This is a genomic window from uncultured Tateyamaria sp. (genome assembly GCF_947494755.1).
In the GTDB taxonomy this organism is placed as follows: Bacteria; Pseudomonadota; Alphaproteobacteria; order Rhodobacterales; family Rhodobacteraceae; genus Tateyamaria.
The window spans coordinates 124,251-149,467 of sequence record NZ_CANLVZ010000002.1 but is presented as its reverse complement, the minus strand read 5'-3'; the positions used below and the strand labels follow the sequence as shown (position 1 = coordinate 149,467).

At 60.8% G+C, this 25,217-nt stretch carries 26 protein-coding genes; 12 read left to right on the top strand and 14 right to left on the bottom strand.

Annotated features, from left to right (window positions below; all coding sequences use genetic code 11):
• The 3 genes from Q0908_RS03345 to gloB all read right to left on the bottom strand — a co-directional run bounded on the left by Q0908_RS03345 (nucleotide 1) and on the right by gloB (nucleotide 4,253).
• Nucleotides 1-897 (bottom strand): M23 family metallopeptidase, encoded by an 897-nt coding sequence (locus tag Q0908_RS03345; protein WP_366868650.1) that lies wholly within the window; start codon nucleotides 895-897, stop codon nucleotides 1-3.
• A gap of 71 nt (nucleotides 898-968) precedes the next feature.
• Nucleotides 969-3,290, bottom strand: coding sequence for an ATP-dependent Clp protease ATP-binding subunit ClpA (clpA, locus tag Q0908_RS03340; RefSeq protein WP_299281021.1), 2,322 nt, complete (start codon nucleotides 3,288-3,290; stop codon nucleotides 969-971).
• A 195-nt stretch (nucleotides 3,291-3,485) separates the two neighbouring features.
• A complete protein-coding gene (gene gloB / locus Q0908_RS03335; RefSeq protein WP_299281020.1) occupies nucleotides 3,486-4,253 on the bottom strand; it encodes a hydroxyacylglutathione hydrolase in 768 nt (255 codons plus the stop codon).
• Between the two features lie 72 nt (nucleotides 4,254-4,325).
• Between gloB and Q0908_RS03330 the strand changes: the two genes are divergently transcribed.
• Entirely contained in the window at nucleotides 4,326-5,069 is a 744-nt protein-coding gene (locus tag Q0908_RS03330) for a hypothetical protein (RefSeq protein WP_299281019.1), read from the top strand.
• 3 nt (nucleotides 5,070-5,072) lie between these two features.
• Here Q0908_RS03330 and Q0908_RS03325 read toward each other — a convergent pair whose 3' ends face one another.
• Entirely contained in the window at nucleotides 5,073-5,861 is a 789-nt protein-coding gene (locus tag Q0908_RS03325; RefSeq protein WP_299281018.1) for a hypothetical protein, read from the bottom strand.
• Between the two features lie 482 nt (nucleotides 5,862-6,343).
• Between Q0908_RS03325 and Q0908_RS03320 the strand changes: the two genes are divergently transcribed.
• The 6 genes from Q0908_RS03320 (at nucleotide 6,344) to Q0908_RS03295 (ending at nucleotide 11,767) form a co-directional block, all read left to right on the top strand.
• The gene (locus Q0908_RS03320; RefSeq protein ID WP_299281293.1) at nucleotides 6,344-6,904 is read left to right on the top strand and encodes a F0F1 ATP synthase subunit delta; all 561 of its coding nucleotides are present in this window, start codon (nucleotides 6,344-6,346) and stop codon (nucleotides 6,902-6,904) included.
• Nucleotides 6,905-8,446, top strand: a complete 1,542-nt coding sequence (atpA, locus tag Q0908_RS03315) for a F0F1 ATP synthase subunit alpha (RefSeq protein WP_299281017.1) — start codon at nucleotides 6,905-6,907, stop codon at nucleotides 8,444-8,446.
• 15 nt (nucleotides 8,447-8,461) lie between these two features.
• A complete protein-coding gene (locus Q0908_RS03310) occupies nucleotides 8,462-9,334 on the top strand; it encodes a F0F1 ATP synthase subunit gamma (protein WP_299281016.1) in 873 nt (290 codons plus the stop codon).
• Nucleotides 9,335-9,352: 18 nt separating this feature from the next.
• Entirely contained in the window at nucleotides 9,353-10,777 is a 1,425-nt protein-coding gene (gene atpD / locus Q0908_RS03305; protein WP_299281015.1) for a F0F1 ATP synthase subunit beta, read from the top strand.
• Between the two features lie 91 nt (nucleotides 10,778-10,868).
• On the top strand, nucleotides 10,869-11,294 hold the full coding sequence (locus Q0908_RS03300; RefSeq protein WP_299281014.1) for a F0F1 ATP synthase subunit epsilon: 426 nt from the start codon (nucleotides 10,869-10,871) through the stop codon (nucleotides 11,292-11,294).
• A 122-nt stretch (nucleotides 11,295-11,416) separates the two neighbouring features.
• Nucleotides 11,417-11,767 (top strand): H-type lectin domain-containing protein, encoded by a 351-nt coding sequence (locus tag Q0908_RS03295; RefSeq protein ID WP_299281013.1) that lies wholly within the window; start codon nucleotides 11,417-11,419, stop codon nucleotides 11,765-11,767.
• A 68-nt stretch (nucleotides 11,768-11,835) separates the two neighbouring features.
• Here Q0908_RS03295 and Q0908_RS03290 read toward each other — a convergent pair whose 3' ends face one another.
• Genes Q0908_RS03290 through Q0908_RS03280 form a run of 3 tightly spaced genes read right to left on the bottom strand, consistent with a single transcriptional unit; the run spans nucleotide 11,836 to nucleotide 14,184 of the window.
• The gene (locus Q0908_RS03290) at nucleotides 11,836-12,573 is read right to left on the bottom strand and encodes an amino acid ABC transporter ATP-binding protein (protein WP_299281012.1); all 738 of its coding nucleotides are present in this window, start codon (nucleotides 12,571-12,573) and stop codon (nucleotides 11,836-11,838) included.
• A complete protein-coding gene (locus Q0908_RS03285; RefSeq protein WP_299281011.1) occupies nucleotides 12,560-13,408 on the bottom strand; it encodes an amino acid ABC transporter permease in 849 nt (282 codons plus the stop codon). The genes Q0908_RS03290 and Q0908_RS03285 overlap by 14 nt, the downstream gene beginning before the upstream one ends.
• Entirely contained in the window at nucleotides 13,369-14,184 is an 816-nt protein-coding gene (locus tag Q0908_RS03280) for an ABC transporter substrate-binding protein (protein WP_299281010.1), read from the bottom strand. Before Q0908_RS03280 ends, Q0908_RS03285 begins: the two co-directional genes overlap by 40 nt.
• A 139-nt stretch (nucleotides 14,185-14,323) precedes the next feature.
• Here Q0908_RS03280 and Q0908_RS03275 point away from each other — a divergent pair, with 139 nt between their 5' ends.
• A complete protein-coding gene (locus Q0908_RS03275) occupies nucleotides 14,324-14,842 on the top strand; it encodes a GNAT family N-acetyltransferase (RefSeq protein ID WP_299281009.1) in 519 nt (172 codons plus the stop codon).
• Here the strand turns inward: Q0908_RS03275 and Q0908_RS03270 are convergent.
• Nucleotides 14,815-15,834 carry a ribose-phosphate pyrophosphokinase gene (locus Q0908_RS03270; RefSeq protein ID WP_299281008.1) on the bottom strand — a complete coding sequence of 340 codons (1,020 nt, stop codon included), beginning with the start codon at nucleotides 15,832-15,834 and terminating at the stop codon, nucleotides 14,815-14,817. The two genes, Q0908_RS03275 and Q0908_RS03270, sit on opposite strands and share 28 nt — an antisense overlap.
• Before the next feature lie 107 nt (nucleotides 15,835-15,941).
• Here Q0908_RS03270 and Q0908_RS03265 point away from each other — a divergent pair, with 107 nt between their 5' ends.
• Both Q0908_RS03265 and Q0908_RS03260 read left to right on the top strand, forming a co-directional pair.
• On the top strand, nucleotides 15,942-16,541 hold the full coding sequence (locus Q0908_RS03265; RefSeq protein ID WP_299281007.1) for a 2-hydroxychromene-2-carboxylate isomerase: 600 nt from the start codon (nucleotides 15,942-15,944) through the stop codon (nucleotides 16,539-16,541).
• Nucleotides 16,538-17,332: an alpha/beta hydrolase gene (locus Q0908_RS03260; protein ID WP_299281006.1), complete on the top strand. Its 795-nt coding sequence runs from the start codon at nucleotides 16,538-16,540 to the stop codon at nucleotides 17,330-17,332. The genes Q0908_RS03265 and Q0908_RS03260 overlap by 4 nt, the downstream gene beginning before the upstream one ends.
• A 4-nt stretch (nucleotides 17,333-17,336) precedes the next feature.
• On the opposite strand, the gene Q0908_RS03255 is transcribed toward Q0908_RS03260, so the two are convergent.
• The 5 genes from Q0908_RS03255 to Q0908_RS03235 all read right to left on the bottom strand — a co-directional run bounded on the left by Q0908_RS03255 (nucleotide 17,337) and on the right by Q0908_RS03235 (nucleotide 21,284).
• Complete coding sequence (locus Q0908_RS03255) at nucleotides 17,337-17,807, bottom strand: YcgN family cysteine cluster protein (RefSeq protein WP_299281005.1); 471 nt, start codon at nucleotides 17,805-17,807, stop codon at nucleotides 17,337-17,339.
• Complete coding sequence (locus Q0908_RS03250) at nucleotides 17,804-18,736, bottom strand: bifunctional riboflavin kinase/FAD synthetase (protein WP_299281004.1); 933 nt, start codon at nucleotides 18,734-18,736, stop codon at nucleotides 17,804-17,806. Before Q0908_RS03250 ends, Q0908_RS03255 begins: the two co-directional genes overlap by 4 nt.
• 159 nt (nucleotides 18,737-18,895) lie before the next feature.
• On the bottom strand, nucleotides 18,896-19,339 hold the full coding sequence (locus tag Q0908_RS03245; protein WP_299281003.1) for a MaoC family dehydratase: 444 nt from the start codon (nucleotides 19,337-19,339) through the stop codon (nucleotides 18,896-18,898).
• Nucleotides 19,340-19,427: 88 nt separating this feature from the next.
• The gene (locus Q0908_RS03240; RefSeq protein ID WP_299281002.1) at nucleotides 19,428-20,300 is read right to left on the bottom strand and encodes a TIGR01459 family HAD-type hydrolase; all 873 of its coding nucleotides are present in this window, start codon (nucleotides 20,298-20,300) and stop codon (nucleotides 19,428-19,430) included.
• Nucleotides 20,301-20,363: 63 nt separating this feature from the next.
• On the bottom strand, nucleotides 20,364-21,284 hold the full coding sequence (locus tag Q0908_RS03235) for a manganese-dependent inorganic pyrophosphatase (RefSeq protein WP_299281001.1): 921 nt from the start codon (nucleotides 21,282-21,284) through the stop codon (nucleotides 20,364-20,366).
• Between the two features lie 326 nt (nucleotides 21,285-21,610).
• On the opposite strand from Q0908_RS03235, the gene Q0908_RS03230 reads away from it, so the two are divergent.
• Nucleotides 21,611-21,784 (top strand): hypothetical protein, encoded by a 174-nt coding sequence (locus Q0908_RS03230; RefSeq protein WP_299281000.1) that lies wholly within the window; start codon nucleotides 21,611-21,613, stop codon nucleotides 21,782-21,784.
• A gap of 69 nt (nucleotides 21,785-21,853) precedes the next feature.
• Complete coding sequence (locus Q0908_RS03225; RefSeq protein ID WP_299281291.1) at nucleotides 21,854-22,525, top strand: DUF2161 family putative PD-(D/E)XK-type phosphodiesterase; 672 nt, start codon at nucleotides 21,854-21,856, stop codon at nucleotides 22,523-22,525.
• Here Q0908_RS03225 and Q0908_RS03220 read toward each other — a convergent pair.
• Complete coding sequence (locus tag Q0908_RS03220; RefSeq protein ID WP_299280999.1) at nucleotides 22,483-25,005, bottom strand: Hint domain-containing protein; 2,523 nt, start codon at nucleotides 25,003-25,005, stop codon at nucleotides 22,483-22,485. The genes Q0908_RS03225 and Q0908_RS03220 overlap by 43 nt on opposite strands.
• Nucleotides 25,006-25,217: the final 212 nt, after the last annotated feature.

Here is a 25,217-nt window from a genome sequence, read left to right as displayed (position 1 = left end):
CTAGCGGATCTCGACAACATTGCGCTGCGTGCTGATGATCTCGGGTCCGCGGATCAGGGTGGCGGTGCCCTCGTAGGTGCCCGCAGGCCAAATTGCATCGCGTCGTCGCTTGCCGATGGCACGGAACAGTTGGGCTTGGGTGCGGTCCAGATCGACGGCGCGGTCAATGACCTCACCGTCGGGGCCCGTGATGCGCAGATGCAGGATATCGCCCGCCCGCGCGCCAAAGATATAGCCGAAAACAACCAGTGCGGGCGCGTCCACGGGCAGTTCGGGCGCGTGCGCCTCTCCGGCTTTGATGGCGTCGTATTCGGGCACGGCATCTGCAAGGCCCACGGCGATCACACCGCCCGGTTGGTAGGCGATGGGTGTTTGCCAAAGTGTTTCGGTGCTTGGGGCCGCGCATGTCGCCGTGCCGTCGGGATCGAACGGATCGACCACCGCATCATCCTTGCGCACCGTGATGTGAACATGGGGAAACTGGGTGCGGCCCGACAGGCCCACCTGACCCAGGACGTCGCCTGATGCGACCTCGTCACCGCCGCGCACCTGCACGGAGCCGCGTTTGAGGTGGCAATACTGCGTCGACCACCCATCGCCGTGATCAATAACCAGCCCGTTGCCGCAATCGCGGCCCGCAAGTGCGGCCCGGTTCTCTGCTGTCACAAGCTGATCGGCCATCCCATCGCGAATGGCCCGCACCGTGCCGGGTGCGGCGGCGATCACATCGACGCCTTGCTCCATCTGCGCGCGGGACTTCAGCGCGAAATCCGTGCCCTTGTGGTCATCATAGCTGAGGCTTTGGCAGCGAAAATCGCGCACCCCCTCGGTGGGGTCGCTGTCGACATATTGCTGAATAAAACAGTCGGTGCCCAGATCGCAGTCAATCGGCGGCACCAAAAGAAAATCCCTCGCCGCAAGGGGGGCTGCGGCGAGGGAGATTATCAGTGCGGCAAGGGCCGCGCGCATCAGTCTGCGGTCAGCAGCGGTGGCTTGTTGCCGGACAGGCGCGGCTTGTCCGGCCCCTCCAGTTTCAGATCTAACGCGCCATTCTTGACGCCAACCTTCACCACGCCGCCTTTCATCAACTTGCCAAACAGCAACTCTTCGGCCAGCGGCTTTTTGATGTATTCCTGGATCACGCGACCAAGTGGACGCGCCCCCATTTTGTCATCATAACCTTTGTCGGCCAGCCATTCCGCAGCGGGTTTGGTCAACTCGATGGTGACATTGCGGTCCATCAGTTGGGCCTCGAGTTGCAGCACGAACTTCTCAACCACGGACAGGATGGTGTCCTTTCCAAGCGGGGCAAAGCTGATCACCGCGTCCAGACGGTTGCGGAATTCTGGCGTGAACGTCCGCTCAATCGCGGCGGTGTCCTCGCCGGTGCGCCGGTCGCGACCGAACCCGATGGCAGCCTTGGCCTGTTCAGCGGCCCCCGCATTCGAAGTCATGATCAGGATTACGTTGCGGAAATCGACTGTGCGACCATTGTGGTCGGTCAGCTTCCCGTGGTCCATCACCTGCAACAGGATGTTGTAGACATCCGGGTGCGCCTTTTCCATCTCGTCCAGCAGCAGCACACAGTGCGGGTGTTGGTCCACACCGTCCGTCAACATGCCGCCCTGATCGAACCCGACATAGCCCGGAGGGGCCCCGATCAGGCGCGACACTGCGTGTTTTTCCATGTACTCAGACATGTCAAAGCGCAGCATCTCGACCCCGAGCGTGTCGGCCAGTTGCTTGGCCACCTCGGTTTTACCCACACCGGTCGGCCCGGCGAACAGGTAGTTGCCGATGGGCTTTTCAGGTTCGCGCAGACCGGCCCGCGCCAGTTTGATTGCAGAGGAAAGCGCGGTGATGGCGTTGTCCTGCCCAAACACGACCCGTTTCAGGGACGCCTCGAGATCTTTCAGCGTCTCGGCATCGTCCTTGGACACGTTCTTGGGTGGAATGCGTGCGATCTTGGCCACGACATTCTCGATCTCCTTGGTGCCGATCGTCTTGCGCCGTTTGGCCGCCGTCACGAGGTGTTGGGCCGCGCCGGCCTCGTCAATGACGTCAATGGCGCTGTCGGGCAGCTTGCGGTCGTTGATATAGCGGCTCGCCAGTTCCACCGATGTCTTAATCGCGTCGGAGGTGTATTTGACGCCGTGATGATCCTCGAAATAGGGCTTGAGGCCCTTGAGAATTTTAGTGGCATCATCCACCGAAGGCTCGTTCACGTCGATCTTCTGGAACCGGCGGCTCAGCGCGCGGTCCTTTTCGAAGTGTTGGCGGAACTCCTTATATGTGGTCGAGCCCATGGTGCGCAGCTTGCCCCCCTGCAAAGCAGGTTTCAGCAGGTTGGAGGCATCCATGGCGCCGCCCGACGTGGCACCGGCCCCGATCACAGTGTGGATTTCGTCGATGAACAACACCGCATCCTTGTGATCTTCAAGCTCGGTCACAACGGCCTTGAGCCGCTCCTCGAAATCACCGCGATAGCGTGTGCCGGCCAGCAATGCGCCCATGTCGAGCGAGTAGATGGTCGTGCCCGAAAGCACTTCGGGTGTTTCACCGGCCACAATCTTGCGCGCGAGCCCTTCTGCGATGGCGGTTTTGCCCACGCCCGGATCGCCCACCAACAGCGGGTTGTTCTTGCGGCGACGGCAGAGCACCTGGATACACCGCTCCACCTCGGAATCGCGCCCGATCAGCGGGTCGATATCGCCTTCGCGGGATTTTTCATTCAGGTCCACGCAGTATTTGGCCAGCGCGCTTTCCTTTTTCTCACCCTCGGTGACGCCCTGCGGCTCATCTTCGACTTCCGGCGCACCTGATACGGGCCGCGCCTCGCCAAAAGCGGGGTCTTTGGCGACGCCGTGGGCGATGAAATTCACCGCATCATAGCGCGTCATGTCCTGTTCTTGCAGGAAGTAGGCCGCATTGCTTTCGCGTTCGGCAAAGATGGCGACCAGCACGTTGGCACCGGTCACTTCGGTGCGGCCCGAGGACTGCACGTGGATGGCGGCGCGCTGGATCACGCGCTGGAACGCCGCCGTCGGAACAGCCTCCGATCCATCGATGTCGGTGACCAGATTGGACAGGTCATCGTCCACGAATTCGTTGAGCGCACCGCGCAATTCGTCAATGTCGACCGAGCAGGCCTGCATGACGCGACGGGCGTCGGGTTCATCCACCAGGGAGAGCAACAAATGCTCAAGAGTTGCAAATTCGTGCCGGCGTTCGTTGGCCAGCGCAAGCGCCTGATGGATCGCTTTTTCCAGTGTCGTCGAGAATGAAGGCACGGCTGTGCTCCTTTCGATCGGGGTCGGGTTGGGGGCACCAAAGAATGTCGAGGCCCCATACCAACCATGGCCTCATGTGTTTAAGTTTGGTTGAACAACGCGCCGCTTCAAGGCTTTTCTTTGCACAAAACCTCACAATCTGCGTGAGGTGCGTGTTTTCGGTGTGGAATTAGGCGCGTATGAGAACAATCCGTCTCAGAAATTGTCTTTTCTGGTGCGGAGTTCCGTGAACACGTCGGTGGCGTTTGCGCCACTCATGCCCAGATGGGCCTGAATGGCGGGGTCGTGGGCGCGCAGAAACGGGTTGGTTGCCAGTTCTTCGGACAGCAAAGAGGGAACAGTCGGGATACCGCTTGCGCGTTTGTCGGTCACATCCCGGACCCGCGATATAAGGTCGGAATTGTCCGGATCAATGGTCAGCGCGAATTTGGCGTTGGCGGCGGTATATTCATGGCCCGAGTAGACGACTGTGTCGCCGGGCAGGGCAGCCAGCTTTTGCAGGCTTTCGTGCATTTGCGGCTTGGTCCCCTCAAACACCCGTCCGCATCCCAAAGCCATAAGGCTGTCCGCGGTGAACAGCGCATTTGAACCGGCGAAGTGAAACGCCACGTGGTTAATGGTGTGTCCCGAGACATCTATAACAGTGCCGGTTTCCGAGCCGATCCTGACCTCATCGCCCTCGGCCAGTGCGATATCCAGCTTGGGCAGGCGGTCGGCATCGGCGGCGGCCCCGATCACGCGGGCAGGGTGCCTGGCCAGCACATCCGCCAGCCCGTCCACATGATCCCAGTGGTGATGGGTGATCAGAATATCGCTCAGGGTCCATCCCATCTCGGCCAGCACATCAAGGACCGGAGTGGCCTCGGGCACGTCCACCAGCGCCGTAGCCCCTGTTTCGGGGTCATGGGCCAAAAACGCATAGTTGTCGGACAGGCAGGGGATCGTGCGGATATCGAGGGGCATGGCAATGGCGCTTTCTTGGGGTAGGGTTATATCAAAGGTGGCGCGCATGGCCGCCAAGGGCAAGGGATCACGATGCATCTGGACGTGCAGGATTTGCGTAACTTTTATTACCGCAGTGCCTTGGGGCGGGCGGCGCAGACGTCGATGCGACGGCGGATGACCGAAATCTGGCCCGAAGCGGCGGGACAGACCGTGGCGGGCTTTGGCTTTGCCTTGCCGCTGCTGCGCCCCTATCTGGCCGATGCGCGCCGGGTCATCGCGCTGATGCCGGGGCCGCAGGGCGTGATGCCCTGGCCTGCGGATGCGCCCAACGTCACCGTGCTGACCGAAGAGACCCTGTGGCCGATCGAGACGGGCCACGTGGACAAGCTGATCATGCTGCACGGGCTTGAGACGTCCGAGCGGGCCTATGACCTGCTCGAAGAGGCGTGGCGCGTGCTGGGGCCGGGGGGCAAGGCGCTGTTCATCGTGCCCAACCGCGCCGGGCTGTGGTCGCGCCGGGATCGCACGCCCTTCGGTTATGGACGGCCCTATTCGGCCAGCCAGCTTGAGACGCAGTTGCGCAAACACCAGTTCCTGCCGGAGCGGCATCTGGGCGCGCTTTATCAGTTCCCCTCGTCGCGGCGGGTCTGGATGAAATCCAGCAACATGTTCGAAAAGGTGGGCCGGGTGATGCCGGGCATGATGGCGGGCGGCGCATTCATGGTTGAGGCGTCCAAGCTGGTCTATCCGCCCAAAGGCAAGGTCAAGCGTGTCGAAGCGAAGAAGCAGGCCGTGCCGCAGGGCGTCACGGCCCCGATTGCGGGACGGGTCTGACGGTCAGGCAACGACCGGCATGGGCAGGGTGTTGGCAATTGCAATATCGCCCTGCGCGCTATTCAGATAAAGAAACGATCCAAATTCGGTGTATGTCCCGGCCTCGGCGGCGGGAACCGTGGCACGCACGCTGTTTCGGCTCTTCGAGATATCGCTCACAATCGAAAATTCGACTTCATCCGGGGTATCGACGCCCAAAACCGACACAAGGGCATCCTCTGCGGGGGCAAAGTCGTTGAAGGTGATAGGCGCAATGCTGCCTTGCGCTTCGGCTGCGAAAACCAAAGTGTCGGCCCCTTTACGGAGGGTGATGTCGAGCTGCAATGCGTCAGCGCTGATGATCTGATCATCCCTCGCACCGCCATCCAGAGTGGCCGCATCGGTCGACCGGCTGTCGCTGGTAAGGATGACGTCGTTGTCAGCACTCCCGTCAGCGACCCCGTAGAAATCCGGGCGCACTATGATCGTGTCGTCATCATCCCCGCCATTCAGGATCGCCCCAAGGCCGACCCCACTGATCGTTTCATTTCCATCCCCCGCATTGACCCGGAGCACGGACGGGTCCGTCGTTTGCTCTGGTAGGGCTGCCCATTTGGTGGCTAGCGAAACGCTGTCATCAGCCTCCGGCGCATTCAAGGCAAAGTCGGCTTCGAGTCTGGGCTTGAACATATCGGCGATGTTGTCGGTCTCGGCACGGCAAAGCGCGGACACGCCGATGTCGGCGTCTTCGGGCTGGTCAAGGTCGTCATCCCGGGCGAGCGCGGTGCCGCCATCGTCAGGTGGCGATTGCATAATTGTCATCATCTTTGCAGCCGACAACATGGCGAGCAGCGCCAAAGCACGCATTTGCTATTTTCCTCCAAGGCTGACGATAATCTCCGCGTCTGACGAGAACATCGCCGCGTCTGGCTCGCCCTGATGCCAATGCGTGTCAAGGCAAGCGGGTGGAGCAGAGGCCGGATAGCGGGCTGATGTCGGTCACAAACAGCACCAACCGAGGCGTGCCACCTGGAATCGCCCCCAAATTTCGTGAGTTTTGTGACGGATTCCTGACAAAGTGAGTGGCGCAAACGGTCGCACTTTGTCTAACGTGCTGAAAACGCTCAAAAACCACCCAAACGCCTGTTCACGAAGATATGTTGCGGGGGCCGATACCCTCTGCTACATCCCCCCTGATTTCCACGCTTTGGCCCAAATCAAGGCGTTCCCACGTCCCCGACCTTCGCCTGCCTTCGGGCGGTAGAATGCGGGGCCAAGACATCGAAAGGGTGGACGTGTCCGAACCAGCTTCGATCTCCACAGGCATCGCGTCGCGTTATGCCACTGCTGTCTACGCGCTTGCCAAAGAGGGCAACGCCGTCAAGAAAATCGAAAGCGATGTTGAGACGCTGAACACGGCAATGGCCGAAAGCGCAGACTTCAACGCGCTGATCCATTCGCCGGTGTACAGCCGCTCCGAGCAGGCCGCAGCCATCTCTGCCATCGCCAAGAAGGCGGGCCTGAGCGAGCTGATGGGCAACACGCTGGCGCTGATGGCCGAAAAGCGGCGCCTGTTCGTGGTGCCACAGCTTGTGCAGGCGCTGCGCGACATCATCGCCGAGGACAAGGGCGAGTTGACCGCAGATGTCACATCCGCCACCGCACTGACCAAGGAACAGTCGGACAAAGTCGCCAAGACGCTCAAGGCCCGCATGGGCAAGGACGTCACCATTAATGCATCTGTCGATGAAAGCCTCATCGGTGGATTGATCGTCAAAGTGGGCTCGAAGATGATCGACACGTCGATCCGCTCCAAGCTCTCTTCCCTCCAGAATGCAATGAAAGAGGTCGGATAAATGGGTATCCAAGCAGCAGAGATTTCCGCAATCCTGAAAGACCAGATCAAGAACTTTGGTCAGGAAGCGGAAGTGGCCGAAGTGGGCCGCGTTTTGTCCGTGGGTGACGGGATTGCCCGCGTCTATGGCCTCGACAATGTCCAAGCCGGTGAGATGGTCGAATTTCCGGGCGGTATTCAGGGGATGGCCCTGAACCTCGAAACCGACAACGTCGGTGTGGTGATCTTCGGCTCTGACCGGGACATCAAGGAAGGTGACACCGTCAAGCGCACGAACTCCATCGTGGACGTGCCCGTCGGCAACGAACTTCTGGGCCGTGTTGTGGACGGTCTTGGCAACCCACTGGACGGCAAGGGCCCGATCAACGCCTCGCAACGGTCCGTTGCGGACGTCAAAGCCCCCGGCATTATCCCGCGCAAATCGGTGCACGAGCCGATGGCGACCGGCCTCAAGGCCGTTGACGCGATGATCCCGATTGGCCGTGGCCAGCGTGAGCTGATTATTGGTGACCGTCAGACCGGCAAGACCGCCGTGGCGCTTGACGCGATCCTGAACCAGAAATCGTATAACGACGCCGCCGGCGATGACGAGAGCAAGAAGCTCTACTGCATCTACGTGGCGGTCGGCCAGAAGCGGTCCACCGTGGCACAGTTGGTGAAGAAACTCGAAGAGTCCGGCGCGATTGACTATTCGATCGTTGTGGCCGCGACCGCGTCCGACCCGGCGCCCATGCAGTTCCTCGCACCTTATGCGGCGACCTCGATGGCGGAATTCTTCCGCGACAATGGCCGTCACGCCCTGATCATCTATGATGATCTGTCCAAACAGGCCGTGTCCTATCGCCAGATGTCGCTGCTGCTGCGTCGCCCACCGGGCCGCGAAGCCTATCCCGGCGACGTTTTCTACCTCCACTCGCGCCTGCTTGAGCGGTCTGCCAAGCTGAACGAAGACAATGGTGCGGGCTCGCTGACGGCCCTGCCGATCATCGAAACCCAAGGCGGCGATGTGTCGGCCTTTATTCCAACAAACGTGATTTCGATCACTGACGGTCAGATCTTCCTTGAAACCGAATTGTTCTATCAGGGCATCCGTCCTGCCGTGAACACCGGTCTGTCGGTGTCGCGCGTTGGGTCCTCGGCCCAGACAGACGCGATGTCGTCGGTGGCGGGCCCTGTGAAACTGTCGCTGGCCCAGTACCGCGAGATGGCGGCCTTTGCCCAGTTCGGTTCCGACCTGGACGCGGCCACACAGCAGTTGCTGAACCGTGGTGCGCGCCTGACCGAGCTGATGAAGCAGCCGCAATATTCGCCTCTGACCAACGCCGAAATCGTTTGCGTCATCTTTGCAGGCACCAACGGCTATCTCGACAAGATCCCCGTCTCGCGCGTGGGTGAGTTCGAAGCCGGTCTGCTCAAGTTCCTGCGCAGCCAGAAGGGCGACTTCCTCAAGTGGATTTCGGACGAGGATCCCAAGTTCAAATCGGGTGAGAACGTCGACAAGATGAAGGCGGCGCTGGACGAGTTCGCTTCGACCTTCGCTTAATCGGGAGGTGGGGCAATGCCAAATCTCAAGGACCTGAAAAACAGGATCGAAAGCGTTAAGTCGACGCGCAAGATCACGAAGGCCATGCAAATGGTGGCCGCCGCGAAACTGCGGCGGGCGCAGGAAGCTGCCGAACAGTCGCGCCCCTATGCCGAGCGGTTCAATGCCGTGATGGCAGGGTTGTCTTCGGCCGCATCCGGGTCGGATAGCGCACCCAAACTATTGTCGGGCACGGGGGCGGATCAGGTGCATCTGCTGGTCGTCATGACCTCCGAGCGGGGCCTGTGCGGCGGGTTCAACACGAACATCGCCAAACTGGCGCGCACCCATGCCACCAAGCTGCAAGGCGAGGGCAAGACGGTCAAGATCCTGACTGTGGGCAAGAAGGGCCGTGATCAGCTCAAGCGGGACTTCGGCGACAAGTTCGTCGGACATATCGACATGTCCGAGGTCAAGCGGATGTCCTATGCGGATGCGCAAGGCGTGGCCAAGGATGTGCTGGGACGCTTTGATGCAGGCGAGTTCGATGTGGCGACGATCTTTTTCGCGCGCTTTCAGAACGTCGTGACGCAAATTCCGACCGCGCAGCAGATCATCCCGTTCGCCGTGCCCGAAGGGTATGAGGCAAGCGAAACGCTCTATGATTACGAGCCGGACGAAGAGGCCATTTTGGCCGACCTTCTGCCGCGTGCGGTGGCCACGGCGATCTTCTCCGCTTTGCTGGAGAATGGCGCGTCCGAGCAGGGTGCCCGGATGTCGGCGATGGACAATGCGACACGCAATGCGGGCGAAATGATCGACCAGTTGACGGTCGAATATAACCGCTCGCGTCAGGCTGTGATCACGAACGAGCTGATCGAAATTATTTCCGGCGCGGAAGCGCTGTAAGAAAACCGGAGACGAAACATGGCAAATGCTAAAGGCAAAATTACACAAGTCATCGGGGCCGTCGTCGACGTGCAATTCGACGACCACCTGCCGGAAATTCTGAACGCGCTGACCACCGACAACAACGGCAACAAGCTGGTTTTGGAAGTGGCGCAGCACTTGGGTGAAAACACCGTGCGCACCATCGCGATGGACTCCTCTGAGGGTCTGGTGCGCGGTCAGGAAGTTGTGGACACCGATGGGCCGATCATGGTGCCGGTCGGCCCCAAGACCCTGGGTCGTATCCTGAACGTCGTGGGCGAGCCCGTTGACGAAGGTGGCCCCGTTGATGCCGAAGAGCGTCGCCCCATCCACGCGGATGCGCCCGCCTTTGCCGAACAGTCCACTGAATCTGAAATTTTGGTGACAGGCATCAAGGTTGTGGACTTGCTGGCCCCCTATTCGAAGGGCGGCAAGATTGGCCTCTTCGGTGGTGCCGGCGTGGGCAAGACCGTTCTGATCATGGAACTGATCAACAACATCGCCAAGGTGCACTCGGGCTATTCCGTCTTCGCCGGTGTGGGGGAACGGACCCGTGAAGGGAACGACCTCTATCACGAAATGATCGAATCCAACGTGATCAAGCCCGACAACCTCGAAGAGAGCCAGGTTGCGCTTGTTTATGGTCAGATGAACGAACCTCCCGGAGCGCGGGCGCGTGTGGCTCTGACAGGCTTGACCCTCGCCGAACAATTCCGCGATGCGTCCGGCACCGACGTTCTGTTCTTTGTCGACAACATCTTCCGCTTCACGCAGGCCGGTTCCGAAGTGTCCGCCCTATTGGGCCGTATTCCGTCTGCGGTGGGTTATCAACCGACACTGGCGACCGACATGGGCCAGATGCAGGAACGCATCACCTCGACCAAGTCCGGTTCGATCACCTCCATTCAGGCCGTCTACGTGCCTGCGGATGACTTGACCGACCCCGCGCCTGCGACAACCTTTGCGCACCTCGACGCGACAACCGTTCTGTCGCGTGCGATTTCGGAACTGGGGATTTACCCGGCTGTGGACCCGCTCGACAGCTCGTCGCGCCTGATGGACCCTCAGATCGTAGGTGAAGAGCATTACAAGGTGGCCTCGGACGTGCAGCAGATCCTGCAACGCTACAAGTCGCTGCAGGACATCATCGCGATCCTCGGGATGGACGAACTGTCCGAAGAGGACAAGCTGACCGTTTCGCGTGCGCGCAAGATCCAGCGGTTCCTCAGCCAGCCCTTCGATGTGGCCAAGGTGTTCACAGGCTCCGACGGCATTCAGGTGCCTCTGGAAGACACGATTGCCTCGTTCAAGGCGGTTGTGGCCGGTGAGTACGACCACCTGCCCGAAGGGGCCTTCTATATGGTCGGCGGCATCGACGAAGTGAAAGCCAAAGCCGAGAAGATGGCCGCGGACGCAGCCTGACAAGCTGGGTGGGCGACACGCCCACCTTACGGCAAAGCCCAAAGGGTAAGGCGGGCGTGTCGCCCGCCCACGTCCCGCAAAGGAGGCAGCAATGCAATTTGATTTGGTATCCCCCGAGCGCAGTCTTGCGTCGATGGAGGCAACATCGGTCCAGATCCCCGGCGCGGACGGGGACATGACGGTGATGGCCGATCATGCACCGACGATCACCACCCTGCGCCCCGGCGTGCTGAAGGTGGATGCGAACGGCACCGCACATGAGTTTGTGGTCACGGGCGGTTTCGCCGAAATCGGCGCGCAAGGTATTTCGGTGCTGGCCGAACGGGCGGTGTCGCGCGCCGACATTACCCAAGAGGACATGGACGCCATGTTTGACGAAGCGCAGGACAATTACACCCGCGCCAAGGACACGTTCAAGAACGAGCCCGGCCCCGTGGATGACGCTGCCAAGCTGCTGGCCGACATGGTTGCGGTGGGCTCGGAAATCGGACTCAGCACCAAGCAGCCCAGCCTGTAAGGCCAGCCCGTCCGGTACGGTTCTGAAAGGTCCTGCAACCTGCGGGGCCTTTTTTCGTTTTTGGGCATGATCCGCCGCACATGACGTGCTAGCAATTCCCCGGGGTGTACGAAGACGGAACGATGAAACGACTACGCAACCATCTGATTGGCGTTGACCAAGGTGACACGATTCTGTTTTCGGATTTCGAAGATGGGGGCGAGATGTGGACTGGCCGTGGCCAGCGCGAACGCCGCCGCCGCATTGCGTTCGAGGAACCTTTCCGCTCCATCCCGGTCGTGCATGTTTCGATTTCGATGTGGGACGTGGATACGCAAACGCCTTTGCGCGCTGACATCAGCGCCGAAACCGTCACCGAGGATGGCTTTGATCTGGTCTTTCGCACTTGGGGTGATAGCCGCGTGGCCCGCGTGCGTGTAGCATGGATGGCGATGGGTGAGTTGCGCCAGACGGATGAGTGGGACCTCTATTGAGGCCGGTGCGCTCTCTTGCACGTGCGGGAGCCTCCGGCGGCGGTTTATTAGGCGAAATGAAGACTGAATCAGCGCAGGATCGACGCAAGGAATTGCCTGGTTCTGTCAGCTTTCGGGTTGGAGAAGATCGCCTCAGGTGGCCCTTCTTCGGCGATCACGCCTTGATCCATGAAGCAGACCCGGTCCGCCAGCTCGCGCGCGAACCCCATTTCATGGGTGGCGAGCACCATCGTCATGCCTTCGTCCCTGAGCGCGCGCAGCACGTCGAGCACTTCGCCCACCAGTTCGGGATCAAGGGCTGAGGTGATTTCGTCAAACAGCATGGTTTGGGGTGCCATCGCCAGTGCCCGGATCACGGCGACGCGCTGTTGTTGCCCGCCTGAGAGTTGATCGGGATATTTGCGCATGTGGCTGGCGAGTCCGAACCGTTCAAACAGCGCCTCGACCCGGGGGTGCAATGCGCCGTCGGTTTCGCCCAGAACCCGGCGCGGGGCGAGGCACACGTTGTCAAAGGCTGTCATGTGCGGAAACAGGTTGAAGGACTGGAACACGATCCCGATCCGTTGCCGGATGGGGGCGAGGTCAAAGCCCGGTTCGGCAATGTCGACCCCGTCGAGCAGCACCTGTCCGTCATCCACAGGCTCCAGCCCGTTCATGCAGCGTAGCAGCGTCGATTTGCCCGACCCGGACGCTCCGATCAGGCACACCATTTCGCCTTGTCCGATGGCCATGTCGATGCCGCGCAGCACCTGCACATCATCAAAGGATTTGGTGACGCCGCGCAACTCAAGTCTAGGATCGGGCATTGCGGTCCTTGTTCAGCAGGTAGTCGGCATAACGGGTGGCCGGCACCGTGACACAGAGGAAAATGATGGCCGCCGCCACATAGGGCGTGAAATTGGCCAGCAGGCTTTTGTAGATGCCGGCCTGGCGCAGGATTTCGACGGGGCCGATGAAGGACAGCAGGGCCACATCCTTTTGCAGCGCCACCAGCATGTTCATATTCGCAGGCACCACGCGCCGGATCGCTTGCGGCAGGATCACGTGGCGCATCGTGTCCCGCTCGCTCAGGCCCAAACAAATCGCGGCATTGCGCTGGCTGGCATGGATGCTTTCGATGCCCGAGCGCAGCACTTCGGCGACGTAGGCCGAATAGGTCAGCACCAGCGCGACCGTGCCCCAGATATAGGGCGAATTCCAGGGGCGGGGCAGGCCGAGGCCGGGAATGCCGAAGCCTACGAGGTAGACCAGCAAGACCACCGGGATGCCCCGAAACAGATCCACATAGACCGCCCCGAAGATGCGCAGGGGAAACAGTGCCGGATTGCGCGCGCCGCGTGCCAGCGCAATCGCAAGCCCAAGCGCAAAGATCAGCGGCACCGACCATGCAAAGATCGCCACATCCAGCACGAAAGCCTGGAGCAGCCCGGGAAAGGTGCGCAGGAACACGTCGCCATCAAAGAACGATGCCTTGACCGCCTGCCATCCGGGCGCAAGCGGCACCAGAACAAGGAGAAGGGCCAGCACCCCAAAGGTGCTGACCCCCGCAATCATGTTGGCCCGGCGGCGCTGCCGGGCCTCGTAGGCGGCGCGTCTCGTGCTCACTTGATCAGGGGCACGCCTGTGGCCTGTTGCAGCCATTCCGCTTCGATTTCAGCCAGTTTGCCGCTGTCGGTCAACGCGGTCAGCGCCTCGTCCACACATTCTTTCAGCGGGTTGCCTTCGGTCATCAGCATCCCGAACTGGTCGGGGTTTTCAGCTGCTTCCGGGTCGAACTGGCCCAAGACCACACCGTTGTCGAGCAGCACAGCCGCCGTGAACAGTGCGGTGGGCAGATCAAACAGGGCCGCGTCGATCTGACCGGCCTTGATCGCGGCGGTCACGTTGGCATTGTCGTCATAGACCAGTGGGCTTTGATCGGGGGCGATGGTTTCCATCACGATGGGCAGCGCCGTGGTCGAGGCAACGACCCCCCATTTCAGGGTCTTGAGGCTGTCCAGCGTCGGCTTGGCACCCCCTTCTGCGACCTCGACTGTGGTCATCACGGCTTGGGGTGCCGTGTAGTAGGGGGCCGAGAAGTCCACGACCTTGTCGCGCTCTTCTGTGATCGAGAATTGCTGCATGTTAATGTCAAAGTTCTTTTCGCCGGGCTGGATCGCCTCGTCAAACGAGGTGCGCACCCATGTGACGGCATCATCCGAAAACCCCATCTCGCCCGCGAGGGCATAGGCCACGGCGGCTTCGAACCCCTGTTTGCTTTCGGGGGCGTCGTCGATCACCCACGGGTAATAGGCGGGGTTGCCGGTAGCGATTGTAAGTGTGCCGTCGGTCAGGGTCTTGCCCGCGGCGCAGTGGCCTGCGGCAAAGGCGGCGGTGGCGGTGATTGTCAAGACGGCGGCGGTGATAAACAGTTTCATTGTGATCTCCCCATCAGTTTCTGTATGGATCATCGATAAAGGCTTGCTGGGTGTCCAGACCAATCCGACACGTAACGCCACTCATCGCAGTGAACGCTGTGAGGGTGGACAGGTTTCAAGCATATGCAGGAGGGCATTGGTGGAACAGAATAGCGTGATACGCGAGGTGCACACGTCCGATTTTGGGGCATGGCGCGCAATGTGGGCCGAGTACAATGCGTTCTATGAACGGAGCGGCGCGACCGCTTTATCGGATGCCATTGTCCAATCGACGTGGCACCGCCTTCTCGATCCGAAAGAGCCCGTACATGGGTTGGTCGCGGACGTTTCGGGGCGGCTTGTGGGGTTGGCGCATTATGTTTTTCATCGCAACACGATCACCGTCGAAGACACTTGTTATTTGCAGGACCTGTTTTCGGATCCTGCCATGCGCGGGCAGGGGGTTGGGCGCGCGTTGATCTCTGCGTTTTACGATCGTGCTGCGAAGGCCGGAACCGTTGGCGTCTATTGGCATACCCACACGTCAAACAGCACGGCGATGCAGCTTTATGATCAGGTGGCCACGCATACTGGTTTCGTCGTGTACCGTCATAGCATTGGTCAGGTGTCCAACGGCGGAGTGAGTGACCCTCACTCCGCCGCATACATCCCGTCGTAAATCGGGCTCAGCGTCTCAGCCTCGAACAGCGATGACACGGACGTGCCGTGCCAGATGTTCAGGATAGCTTGGGCAAAGACGGGAGCTGTGGGCACGATGCGGATGTTGGGGGCGGACTTTACCGCCTCTGTGGGCTCAATCGAATCCGTGATCACCAGAGATTTCATGACCGAGGCGGTCACCCGCTCGACCGCGGGGCCGGACATGACACCGTGCGAGATGTAGGAATGGACCTCATTGGCGCCATTCTCGGTCAGCACCTCGGCGGCCTTGCACAGCGTGCCTGCGGTGTCGACCATGTCGTCCACGATGATGCAGGTCTTGCCCGACACATCGCCGATCACGGTCATTTCGGCCACTTCGCCCGCCTTTTCGCGGCGTTTGTCCACGATGGACAAGGGCGCGCCAAGGCGTTTGGCCAGATCACGCGCGCGGGCCACGCCGCCCACATCCGGAGACACGATCATCAGATCGTTCATCCGATCCGCAAATTGTGTTTTGATATCAAGGGCAAAGATCGGGGAGGCATAGAGGTTATCCACCGGAATATCGAAGAACCCCTGAATTTGCGCGGCGTGCAGGTCCATGGTCAGCACCCGCTCGATCCCGGCACCCACCAGCATGTTGGCGACCAGCTTGGAGGAGATCGGCGTGCGCGCCTTGGTGCGGCGGTCCTGACGGGCATAGCCGAAATAGGGGATCACGGCTGTGATGCGGGCCGCCGAGGACCGGCGCAGCGCGTCGCACATGATCAACAGCTCCATCAGGTTGTCATTGGCCGGATTTGATGTGGGCTGGATGATGAACATATCCTCACCGCGCACATTCTCGAAAACCTCGACGAAAATCTCGCCATCGTTAAACCGCTCAACCCGCGCCTCGACAAGGCCCACATTGACACCTCGATGCAGTGACATGCGCCGCGCAATGGCTTTGGCCAAAGGCAGGTTGGCATTGCCCGAGATCAGCTTGGGCTCTTGGATGTTTGGCATGTGTCGGTCCCCGTGCAGCACGATATGTGACAGATTCGTGATGTTGACACCACCTAACACGGGCGTACGGTCGCGCGAAACAAAAGACCCCCGAACCGGAGATAGAAATGGCCCATATCGACTATTATTTTGCGACACTCTCGCCCTACACCTACCTCGCTGGCACCCGGTTCGAAGCGATTGCGGCCAAACACGGGGCAAGCGTGACCTACAAACCACTGGACGTGATTGCGCTGTTCGGGCGCACGGGCGGCACCCCGCCCAAGGATCGCCACCCAAATCGCATCGAGTACCGCGCGCAGGAACTCGTGCGGCAGGCGCGCAAGAACGACATGCCGTTCAACCTCAAACCTGCCCACTGGCCCACCAACGCGGCCCCGTCCTCCTATGCGATCATCGCCGCGCAAACGGCGGAGGGCGGCGATCTTGGCCAGCTGGTACACGCGGTGCTGCGCGCCGTCTGGGCCGAGGATAAGGACATCGCCGAAGACGACGTGATCAAGGCATGTCTGACCGAGGCGGGTTTTGATTCATCCCTTGCCGACAGCGGGTTGCTGAGTGGTGCCGAAACCTATGCCCGCAACCTCGAAGAGGCGGTCGACAAAGGCGTATTCGGCGCGCCTTTCTATATCGTCGACGGCGATCAGCGGTTCTGGGGGCAGGACAAGCTCGAGGATCTGGACGCGCACCTGTCCGGCGATCTGTGATTCCGCATATCCACCGGCGCAGCTTCGGATCGGGGCCGCGCCCGCTGCTGGCGATCCACTGCTCGCTGGCCCATGCTGGCGCGTGGCGGGGGATGGGGGCAGCGCTCGGCGACATCGCCACGCTTCACGCCTATGACCTGCCCAATCACGGCAAATCCGGTGATTGGGACGGGCAGGGGGTGATGCACGATGCCGCCACAGACATGGCGCTGGCGGTGCTGGATGATATCGGGCCGGTCGATGTGATTGGGCACTCGTTCGGGGCGACGGTGGCCTTGCGGCTCGCCATCGAGCATCCTAAGCGCATTCGCTCTGCCATCCTGTTCGAACCCGTCTATTTCGCGCCTTTGATGGCCGACGATCCGGGGTTTGTAGGCCGCTACGGGCGTGACACCGCAGCCTACGATCAGGCGCTAGAGGCCGGGGACAACGTCGGTGCCGCAAGGGCGTTCAACAGCACATGGGGAGATACCGCCGCGTGGGACACCCTGCCCGATGCAAGCCGCACCTACATGGCCGAGCGCATCCATTTCGTGCGCGACAGCGCCCCGTTTCTACAACATGACAGCGCGAATTTGCTTGCCCCGGGCCGGTTCGAACAGGCCACCGGGCCCGTCTTGCTGATGCGGGGCGAAACCTCGCCTTGGGCAAAGGACGTGAACGGGGCCATCGCGCGCAGATTGCCAAATGTGCAAGAAGTGGCGTTGCCGGATGTGGGACATATGGCCCCTATCACGCATCCGGATCGTGTTGCCGCCCATGTGCGCAGCTTTTGGTCGGCACAGGGCTGACGCCTCATATCGGCTCTTCTATGATGTGTTCTTCCCAGTCGTCATCGGCGACATCGTATTCGCTGACGGTGCGTCCACGCATGGACACGCCCGCGTCATGCACGCTGTCCGGGGTGCCGCTGATCAATGGGTGCCAATCGGGCAGCGGCTTGCCCGCATCCAGCAGCCGATAAGCGCAGGTCTGGGGCATCCAGTAGATATGACTGTCGATGTTTGAGGGTTTCAACACGATACAATCGGGCACAAATTGGTGGCGCGTCTCGTAATGGGCGCAACGGCAGGTCGCATCATCCAGCAAGCGGCATGCCACATTGGTCAACTCCACCCGCCCGCTGTCTTCGTCCTCAAGCTTGTTGAGGCAGCACTTGCCGCAGCCGTCACACAAGGCTTCCCACTCAGCGCGGTTCATCTTTTTCAGCGGGGTCGTTTCCCAATAGCGGGGTCTCAGCCCCGCACGCGAGATCGGATCGCTCACAGCGCGCTCAGGATGGCACGCGACTGCGCGCTGTCTTGATCCATCTGGGCGATCAGCGTGTCGAGGTCATCGAATTTCTCTTCGCCGCGCAGGTAAGAGACCAACGCGACGGACAAGGGCGTGCCATAAAGATCGCCGGAAAAGTCGAACAGGAACGTCTCCAGATTGGGGCGGTTTTCACCGAACATCGGACGCACGCCCATGCTGGCCACCCCGTGATACTGACCCTTGTGCGGCCCGTCGAGCACATCGACCAGCACCGCATAGACCCCGAAGCGGGGCGGATGCAGCCCGTCGATGGACATGTTGGCGGTCGGGTACCCTAACTCGCGCCCGCGCTGCTCACCGCCAATAACGGGGCCTTCGATCCGGTGCCAATGACCAAGCATCGAGGCGGCGTCCTGTGGCCGACCATCAGCCAAGGCCTGACGGATCGCGGTCGAGGACACGGTCGCTTCGGAGTGTTCCAAAAGGGGGGCGATCGTGACGCCAAATCCCATTTCGGCACCAAAGTCCTTCAGTGTCTCGGCAGTGCCAAGGCGCTTGTGTCCAAAGCAGAAATCAGCCCCCACAACCACATGGCGCAGGCCCAACCCGTCGCGGATCACACGGCTGGCGAATTCCTCAGGCGAAAGGCTCGCCAGCCCCGCATTGAAAGGCAATTCATACAGGCGTTCGACGCCGAGCTTTTCAAGGCGGCTGGCCCGGGCCGCCTGGCTCATCAAGCGAAACGGGGCGGCTTGCGGTGCGAAATAGGCACGGGGATGCGGCTCAAACGTCAGGATTCCCAATGGGGCGTCGGGCGCGGCGGTACGGGCCAGATTGATCACGGATTGATGGCCCAGATGCACGCCGTCAAAATTGCCGATGGCCACGGTGGCCCCGCGGCTCTCCTGATCGACAAACTGATAATCCCGGATGATCTTCATGACGGCATGCCTAGCGGCACCACCCCGCAAGGGCAAGCACAGCCCTTCGCCTTCTTTTGACCGAAAATACCGCGGGGGAGGCGTAGCCGGGGGCAGAGCCCCCAAAATAATGAAACCGGCCTCTGGTCCCGGGGGCAGAGCCCCCACGCGGTCACACCATCAGTCGAACTTGCGCGAAGGTGCGAGCACCATCGCCTCGCCCACCAGCACCTTCTTGCCCTCGACACTGCAATGGCAATCCAACTTGACCCGGCGCTTGGCAAAATCGATGTCGATCACCTTCACCTCGGCATAGACCATGTCGCCGGGGCGCACCGGGGCTAGGAACTTCAGCGACTGGCCCATATAGACAGTGCCGTGGCCGGGCAGTTGCTCGCCAATCACGGCCGAGATCAGACCGGCTGTCAGCATCCCATGCGCAATGCGGCCCGCAAAGATCGTGTCGCGGGCATAGTCATCATCCATGTGGACCGGATTGTGATCGGTGGACACTTCGGCAAACAGCTCGATATCGCGATCCGTGACCTCTTTGCGCAGATGCCGGGTCATGCCCATCTCGATGTCTTCGATGCAGATCGTGCCGCGGGGCATATTGTCCAACATATCGGTCTCCGGTAATTTTCTGACGCTACACGCGCCTCTCACGCAAGGTAATTACTTTGCGGTCGCAGAAAATCAAGAGAAAAGAAGGTCAGCGCAGGTGCCCTATCGCAAAGGTGGGGCTGCTCTGTTCGGCTAGCAAATAAGCCTCCAGCGCCTCTGCATCCGGTTGGGTTTGGGTTTTCGTCTCTTCGGCCGCCAATCCCCCCGAGATGAACAGCGAATCGACATCTTCGCCCATGGCACCGGCGATGTCGGTCAGAACGCCGTCCCCAATGGCCAGAATACCGTTGTCCGATACATCCACACCCAGTTCCATCAGGCGACGGCGGGCCAGATCATAGATCGGCGGATGAGGCTTGCCGAAATAAAGGCTCTCACCGCCCATCTCGGTATAAAGCTGCGCCAGGGCACCGGCGCACCATTCGCGCACGTCCCCCCGGTCCACCACGATATCGGGGTTGGCGCATAGCAGGGGCAGGCCCAACTGTTTGGCCATCAGGAACTCGCCCCGCATGGTGTCGGGATCGGCCATCGGATCGCGCGGACCAGTGCAGACGATGCCCGTGGCCTGATCCAGCGGGACCATCTTGATATCGACCGGGTCCTTGATGACGCCGATGGGTTCAAAGAATTTCTCCTCCCCCGGCTGTCCGATGAAATAGACCTTATTGCCCACAGCCCCTCGAAACATCGCCGCGCGCGCGCTGTCGCCCGAGGTCGCGATGGTATCCCAGGCATCATCGGGCACTCCGAAATGGACCAGCTGCTTTTTCACACCGGCGCGGGGGCGGGGCGAGTTGGTCACCAGCACCACCTTGCCACCCTTGGCGCGATAGGCCTGCAAGGCAGCGACCGCTTCGGGCAGGGCCACGACCCCGTTGTGCACGCAGCCCCACAGATCGACGAACAGCGCGTCGTAACGCTCCGAAATCTCGGCAAGGGATGAAATGATCTGGGCCATGCGGCAAACCTCCTGACGGTGCGAACAGACGTAAGGCGGACGTGTCGTCCGCCCCGTTGGGCCTCAGACCTTGAGGTTGGGGATGATCTGCTTTTTGCGGCTCATCACGCCGGGCAGCACGACGGTGTCACCCGACACGCTGACATCAAAGCTCTTTTCGGCCACGCCTTTCACCCGGTCATTTGGGATCAGCATGGTCGCCTCTTCATTCAGGATGTCGACGACGAACAACAGAACCTCATCGGCCCCATCTTCGCGGGCGACATCAACCATGGAGGCCATCAGGCTGTCCTTACGGTCCAACACGATCTTGGGGGCCGTGGTTTCCAGCACCGAGACGCGGAACTGCGTGCCGTCGACTTCGTATTCCTTGCTGTCCATGCGCAGCAACTCGGCATCCGAAAAGGCCGACACGTCCGATTTCGCCTCGAACATGTCCGACGCATAGGCGGACAGATCAATGTCGAGATCTTTGGCCAGACCCCAGGCAATCGCCTGATCCTCTTGCGTCGTCGTGGGCGAGCGGAACTCGAGCGTGTCCGACAGAATGCAGGATAGCATCGCGCCTTTGATCTCGGACGGGGCTTGGGCCATGTCCTTGCCGATCATTTTCCACATGATTGTGGCGGTGCAGGCGACAGGCTCGATCCGGATATCGATTGGACCCTTGGTTTCCAGCCCACCGACCAGCTTGTGGTGGTCGATGATTGCCATGATGTCAGCATCATTGATCGCGTCGGGCAGTTCGGCAGGGTTGTTGGTGTCCACGATGACGACGGGCTGATCCGCTGCGACATTGTCGATGATGCGGGGCTTGGGCAGGTTCCATTTATCCAGCACGAAGGCGGCCTCGGTATTGGGTTCGCCAAGCAGAACCGCTTCGGCCTCTTGGCCTTTGATCTCGTTCAGATACCAGGCCCAGATGATGGGCGATCCGGTGGAGTCGGTATCGGGGGATTTGTGGCCGAAAACGAGGGTGGTCATGGGGGTCAGGTCCTGAACTAGAGGTCATTTTGCGCCCTTATAGCAAGGTGTGGGGCCATGTCACGGGGTGCAGGGCTGCGCTGATGTCGCGGTGCGGAATTGACGGCACGGGCGGTGCCGGGTTAGAATGCCCCATCTGAAAAGGAGTGCCCTGCACATGGATCAACTGGCCTGACCGTACGCCCGTTCTCGCGCCGATAGACCGCGCGCGCCTTTTTTCAGGAGTGATCTGACAATGGACAACTCCGACTGACCCGCTTGGCGGGACCAGACCCGTTGGTCTTGCGAGGCCGACGCCCGATCCTATCAGACAGACGAGGCTTCAGATGCCCAAATCAAAGACACCAAACCGCAAGCGCGGTGACACCCGAACTGTGCCTGCGCGCAAACCGCCCACAGGCCCGCGCACGACCGATCCGAAAGGAGGTGCGCCAACCCTGCGCACGCAGATCCGCGGCGGTCGCCCTCCGCGCTTTCCGGGGCGCACCGGCGGGCGCTAGGGCTTGCATAGGGGCCGCGCGTGGGGTTTCCTCGCGCGGCCCAATCTTTTCAAAAGTGATCCTGTGACGCTGCGCGAAACCGACCTCTATCCACCCATCAAAGCCTTTCTGGAAGGGCAGGGATATGTGGTGAAGTCCGAAGTTGGCGCGGCGGATGTGGTGGCGCTGCGCGGGGGCGAGCCGCCCGTAATTGTTGAGTTGAAACTGGGGTTCTCGCTGACCCTTGTGCATCAGTGCGTGGCGCGCCTGTCGGTTGCGGATGACGTCTACATGGCCGTGGGGCGGGGCAAGGGTAAACGGTTCCTCAAGTCGGTCAAGGACATGACCCGCCTTTGTCGCCGCCTTGGCTTGGGTCTGATCACGGTGCGCACCAGCGACGGGCTGGTGACGGTCCATTGCGATCCCGGCCCCTATGCGCCGCGCAAAAACGCCAAACGCAAGGGGCAGTTGTTGCGGGAATTCGCAGGCCGTGTGGGGGACCCCAATGATGGGGGGCAAACGCGGGTCGGGTTGATCACGGCTTACCGACAGGATGCGCTCAAGGTGGCGATGTACCTGTTCGAGGTGGGTGCGAGCAAAGGCGCGGATGTGGCGCGCGAAACCGGAGTCGGGCGGGCCACGACGATGATGCGCAATGACCATTATGGGTGGTTCGAGAAGGTCGAGACCGGTATTTACGGTTTGACGCCCAAGGGCGCTCAGGCCGTTGCGGCCTCGGGTGATATTCTGGGCACGCGTTGAGGCGCCTGACCAAGACCCGACGCGGCATCGGGATGTTTGCGCAGGTCGCGACGCGTCAGCAAGGGGCGGCATCTGACGGTCGACATGCGTTTTTGCGCCTCACTCAATTCATAGCGCACCGAGGGGTGGTCCGACAGATCAGAGGCGACAAACAAGGTTTCGCACCACACCCCTTCGACCTGCACGATGCTATGGTGTGGCATCAGGATGTGGGCATATTGGATCGGCCGCCGCGTCGCGGTATCAACCCGAGCCTGTCCCAATTCCTCAGCCACGTGAGCCGCGCGAATCAGAGCCTGCCCCGACTTGCACAATATTCCATGCTGCCGGGACAATTCCATCTGGCGCCTCGGCAGATCGGGGCCAAAGGCACCGGCTTCGATCACGATTGGCCACAGTGATTTATGCGCGTTGACCTGTTCGGACGTGTAAAAGCTGGTCAAAACCGCATCAATAGGTTGGGGTCCATGATCGAGAGTGCAAACAAGATCGCCGGGCCCGAGCGTGCGTATCCGGCGCAGGCCTCCCGGCGTCAGAATGTGACTTTTGCCCATGAAACATGCGGGGTTCAGCGACCCGGGGTTGCCATTCGCAGGGGGCGTATACTCCGCGTCTGTAACCAGTTGGTGACGCAGGTCGTGTTCGTTATAATCGTTCGGCTGATGCGAAAAATCGAGGGTCAAGCTGTCGTTTGGCCCACCACCGTCTACCGTTACGATCCAGATCTTGGGATCGGCTGTGGCGGTAAAGGTCACGTTATCTTTGCTGACGGCCCCGATATAAAGATAGTCGTTTTCGGGATCGAACCCGGTGGCCAGATCGCTGCCCGATCCGATGTGAACGCGCACAACGTCCCGGTCATTGGGGTCATTGGTTCCGTTGACGGTGTCATCATGCAGGACAAACGTATCATCGCCATCGCCACCATCGAAATAGTCTTCGCCCGCACCCCCAATCAGGACGTCGTTGCCGGCGTCACCGTGCAGCGCATCATCGCCTGCGCCACCCTCCAGGCGGTCGTTGTCATTGCCCCCATGCAATGTGTCGCGGCCGTCCCCGCCGTAGACGCTGTCATCCCCGGCATCGCCTCTCAGGCTATCATTGCCCGATCCCCCAAAGACCGTGTCCGCCTCGCTGCCTGCACTGATCGTGTCATCACCCTCGTCGCCCGATAGGGTGTCGTTGCCGGTTCCGCCCACAATGCTATCATTGCCCGTGCCGCCGGACACGTCGTCATCGCCGTTTCCGGCATTGATTGTGTCTGCCCCCTCGCCGCCACTGATACTGTCTTCGTTGTTGCCACCATCGATGCTGTCGTCACCGTCGCCACCCTGAATGGTGTCAGCTCCGTCGCCGCCCTGGATGCTGTCATTGTCCGCGCCGCCGTCGATCTGGTCGTTCCCGACACCCCCGCTAAGTGTATCGTTGCCGCCACCTCCTTGAAGTGTGTCATTGCCGCCGTCGCCATTGATTGTATCTGCGCCAGCACCTCCGTGCAGGCTATCGTTTCCGTCACCGCCGGATATGCTGTCATTCCCGTCACCGCCATCAATGCTGTCGGCACCGATGAAACCCGATATCGTGTCATTTCCGGCGTCGCCATAAATTGTATCGTCACCGCTTCCGCCGGTTACGGAGTCGTCATCGTCCCCCGCATAGATGACGTCATGGCCTGACCCGCCACTAATCGTATCGCGACCGGCGCCGCCACTGATGATGTCGTCATCAGCGTCGCCATGAATCGTATCGTCGCCATCCTCACCATAGAGGGTGTCCCGGCCATCACCGCCCGAGATAGAATCCGCCCCGGTGCCGCCATATGCTTGGTCATCGCCCGTGTTGCCTTGGATGTCGTCGTTGCCGCTTCCGCCGTAGATCGAGTCGTTGCCGACACCGCCACGCAATGTGTCATTGCCGCTTTGGCCGCTGACAGTGTCGTTGCCGTCACCGCCCGACACGAAGTCATCGCCCAGATCACCATGTACGTCGTCATCACCCGCGCCACCGTCGACTGTATCATTGTCGTCGCCGCCATGCAGGGTGTCGTGCCCAAGGCCACCCGAAACACTGTCCTGACCTTCATCACCCCCAACTAGGTCGTTACCATCGCCACCGTGGAGGGTGTCATTGCCCTCGTTACCCCCAATGACATCATCACCGCTGCCGCCTTCGACGTAGTCATCGCCCTGCTGCGCCCAGATGGTATCGTTGCCCTCGTCCCCGCGGACCGTGTCATTGCCGCCACCTGCCGTGACGCTGTCATGACCTTCATCTCCGGAAATGGAATCAGCACCCTCGCCGGAGTGAATGGTGTCGTCGCCTAAGCCGCCGTGGATCGTGTCATCACCGCTGCCGGTGACAACGAGGTCGTTACCGTCGTTTGCCACCACAGAATCGTTGCCGCCGCCACCGTTGATGGAGTCATCTCCCGATCCTCCAGTGAGCGTCTCGTCGCCGCCGCCGCCTGTAATTGTACTCATGGGCCTTACCTTTCATTCCAGCTCTTGCCTCCAGAAGTCGACGGTTTTTAGGTCGCTTTTGGCCGGAATGTTTTTAGTGGCCGCCCGTTATCAGATCGCTAAGGCCCGGATTTGATTGCACCGAATTTGAATCAACCTCCCCCACAACCGGCTGTTGACAGGTCGGGTCGCCCCCCTTATTTAACCGCCGTTAGCACTCAAGACGAGCGAGT

What these genes read in the sequence shown, in the direction of transcription:
- Q0908_RS03285 (WP_299281011.1), bottom strand. Translation starts at nt 13,408, where the DNA reads ATGGCTGCAACAGGCCACAGGCGTGCCCCTGATCAAGTGAGCACGAGA.
- atpD (WP_299281015.1), top strand. Translation starts at nt 9,353, where the DNA reads ATGGCAAATGCTAAAGGCAAAATTACACAAGTCATCGGGGCCGTCGTC.
- Q0908_RS03230 (WP_299281000.1), top strand. Translation starts at nt 21,611, where the DNA reads ATGCCCAAATCAAAGACACCAAACCGCAAGCGCGGTGACACCCGAACT.
- Q0908_RS03325 (WP_299281018.1), bottom strand. Translation starts at nt 5,861, where the DNA reads ATGCAATCGCCACCTGACGATGGCGGCACCGCGCTCGCCCGGGATGAC.
- Q0908_RS03265 (WP_299281007.1), top strand. Translation starts at nt 15,942, where the DNA reads ATGGCCCATATCGACTATTATTTTGCGACACTCTCGCCCTACACCTAC.
- gloB (WP_299281020.1), bottom strand. Translation starts at nt 4,253, where the DNA reads ATGCCCCTCGATATCCGCACGATCCCCTGCCTGTCCGACAACTATGCG.
- Q0908_RS03270 (WP_299281008.1), bottom strand. Translation starts at nt 15,834, where the DNA reads ATGCCAAACATCCAAGAGCCCAAGCTGATCTCGGGCAATGCCAACCTG.
- Q0908_RS03290 (WP_299281012.1), bottom strand. Translation starts at nt 12,573, where the DNA reads ATGCCCGATCCTAGACTTGAGTTGCGCGGCGTCACCAAATCCTTTGAT.
- Q0908_RS03300 (WP_299281014.1), top strand. Translation starts at nt 10,869, where the DNA reads ATGCAATTTGATTTGGTATCCCCCGAGCGCAGTCTTGCGTCGATGGAG.
- Q0908_RS03235 (WP_299281001.1), bottom strand. Translation starts at nt 21,284, where the DNA reads ATGACCACCCTCGTTTTCGGCCACAAATCCCCCGATACCGACTCCACC.
- Q0908_RS03240 (WP_299281002.1), bottom strand. Translation starts at nt 20,300, where the DNA reads ATGGCCCAGATCATTTCATCCCTTGCCGAGATTTCGGAGCGTTACGAC.
- Q0908_RS03250 (WP_299281004.1), bottom strand. Translation starts at nt 18,736, where the DNA reads ATGAAGATCATCCGGGATTATCAGTTTGTCGATCAGGAGAGCCGCGGG.
- Q0908_RS03220 (WP_299280999.1), bottom strand. Translation starts at nt 25,005, where the DNA reads ATGAGTACAATTACAGGCGGCGGCGGCGACGAGACGCTCACTGGAGGA.
- Q0908_RS03245 (WP_299281003.1), bottom strand. Translation starts at nt 19,339, where the DNA reads ATGTTGGACAATATGCCCCGCGGCACGATCTGCATCGAAGACATCGAG.
- atpA (WP_299281017.1), top strand. Translation starts at nt 6,905, where the DNA reads ATGGGTATCCAAGCAGCAGAGATTTCCGCAATCCTGAAAGACCAGATC.
- Q0908_RS03280 (WP_299281010.1), bottom strand. Translation starts at nt 14,184, where the DNA reads ATGAAACTGTTTATCACCGCCGCCGTCTTGACAATCACCGCCACCGCC.
- Q0908_RS03295 (WP_299281013.1), top strand. Translation starts at nt 11,417, where the DNA reads ATGAAACGACTACGCAACCATCTGATTGGCGTTGACCAAGGTGACACG.
- Q0908_RS03330 (WP_299281019.1), top strand. Translation starts at nt 4,326, where the DNA reads ATGCATCTGGACGTGCAGGATTTGCGTAACTTTTATTACCGCAGTGCC.
- Q0908_RS03310 (WP_299281016.1), top strand. Translation starts at nt 8,462, where the DNA reads ATGCCAAATCTCAAGGACCTGAAAAACAGGATCGAAAGCGTTAAGTCG.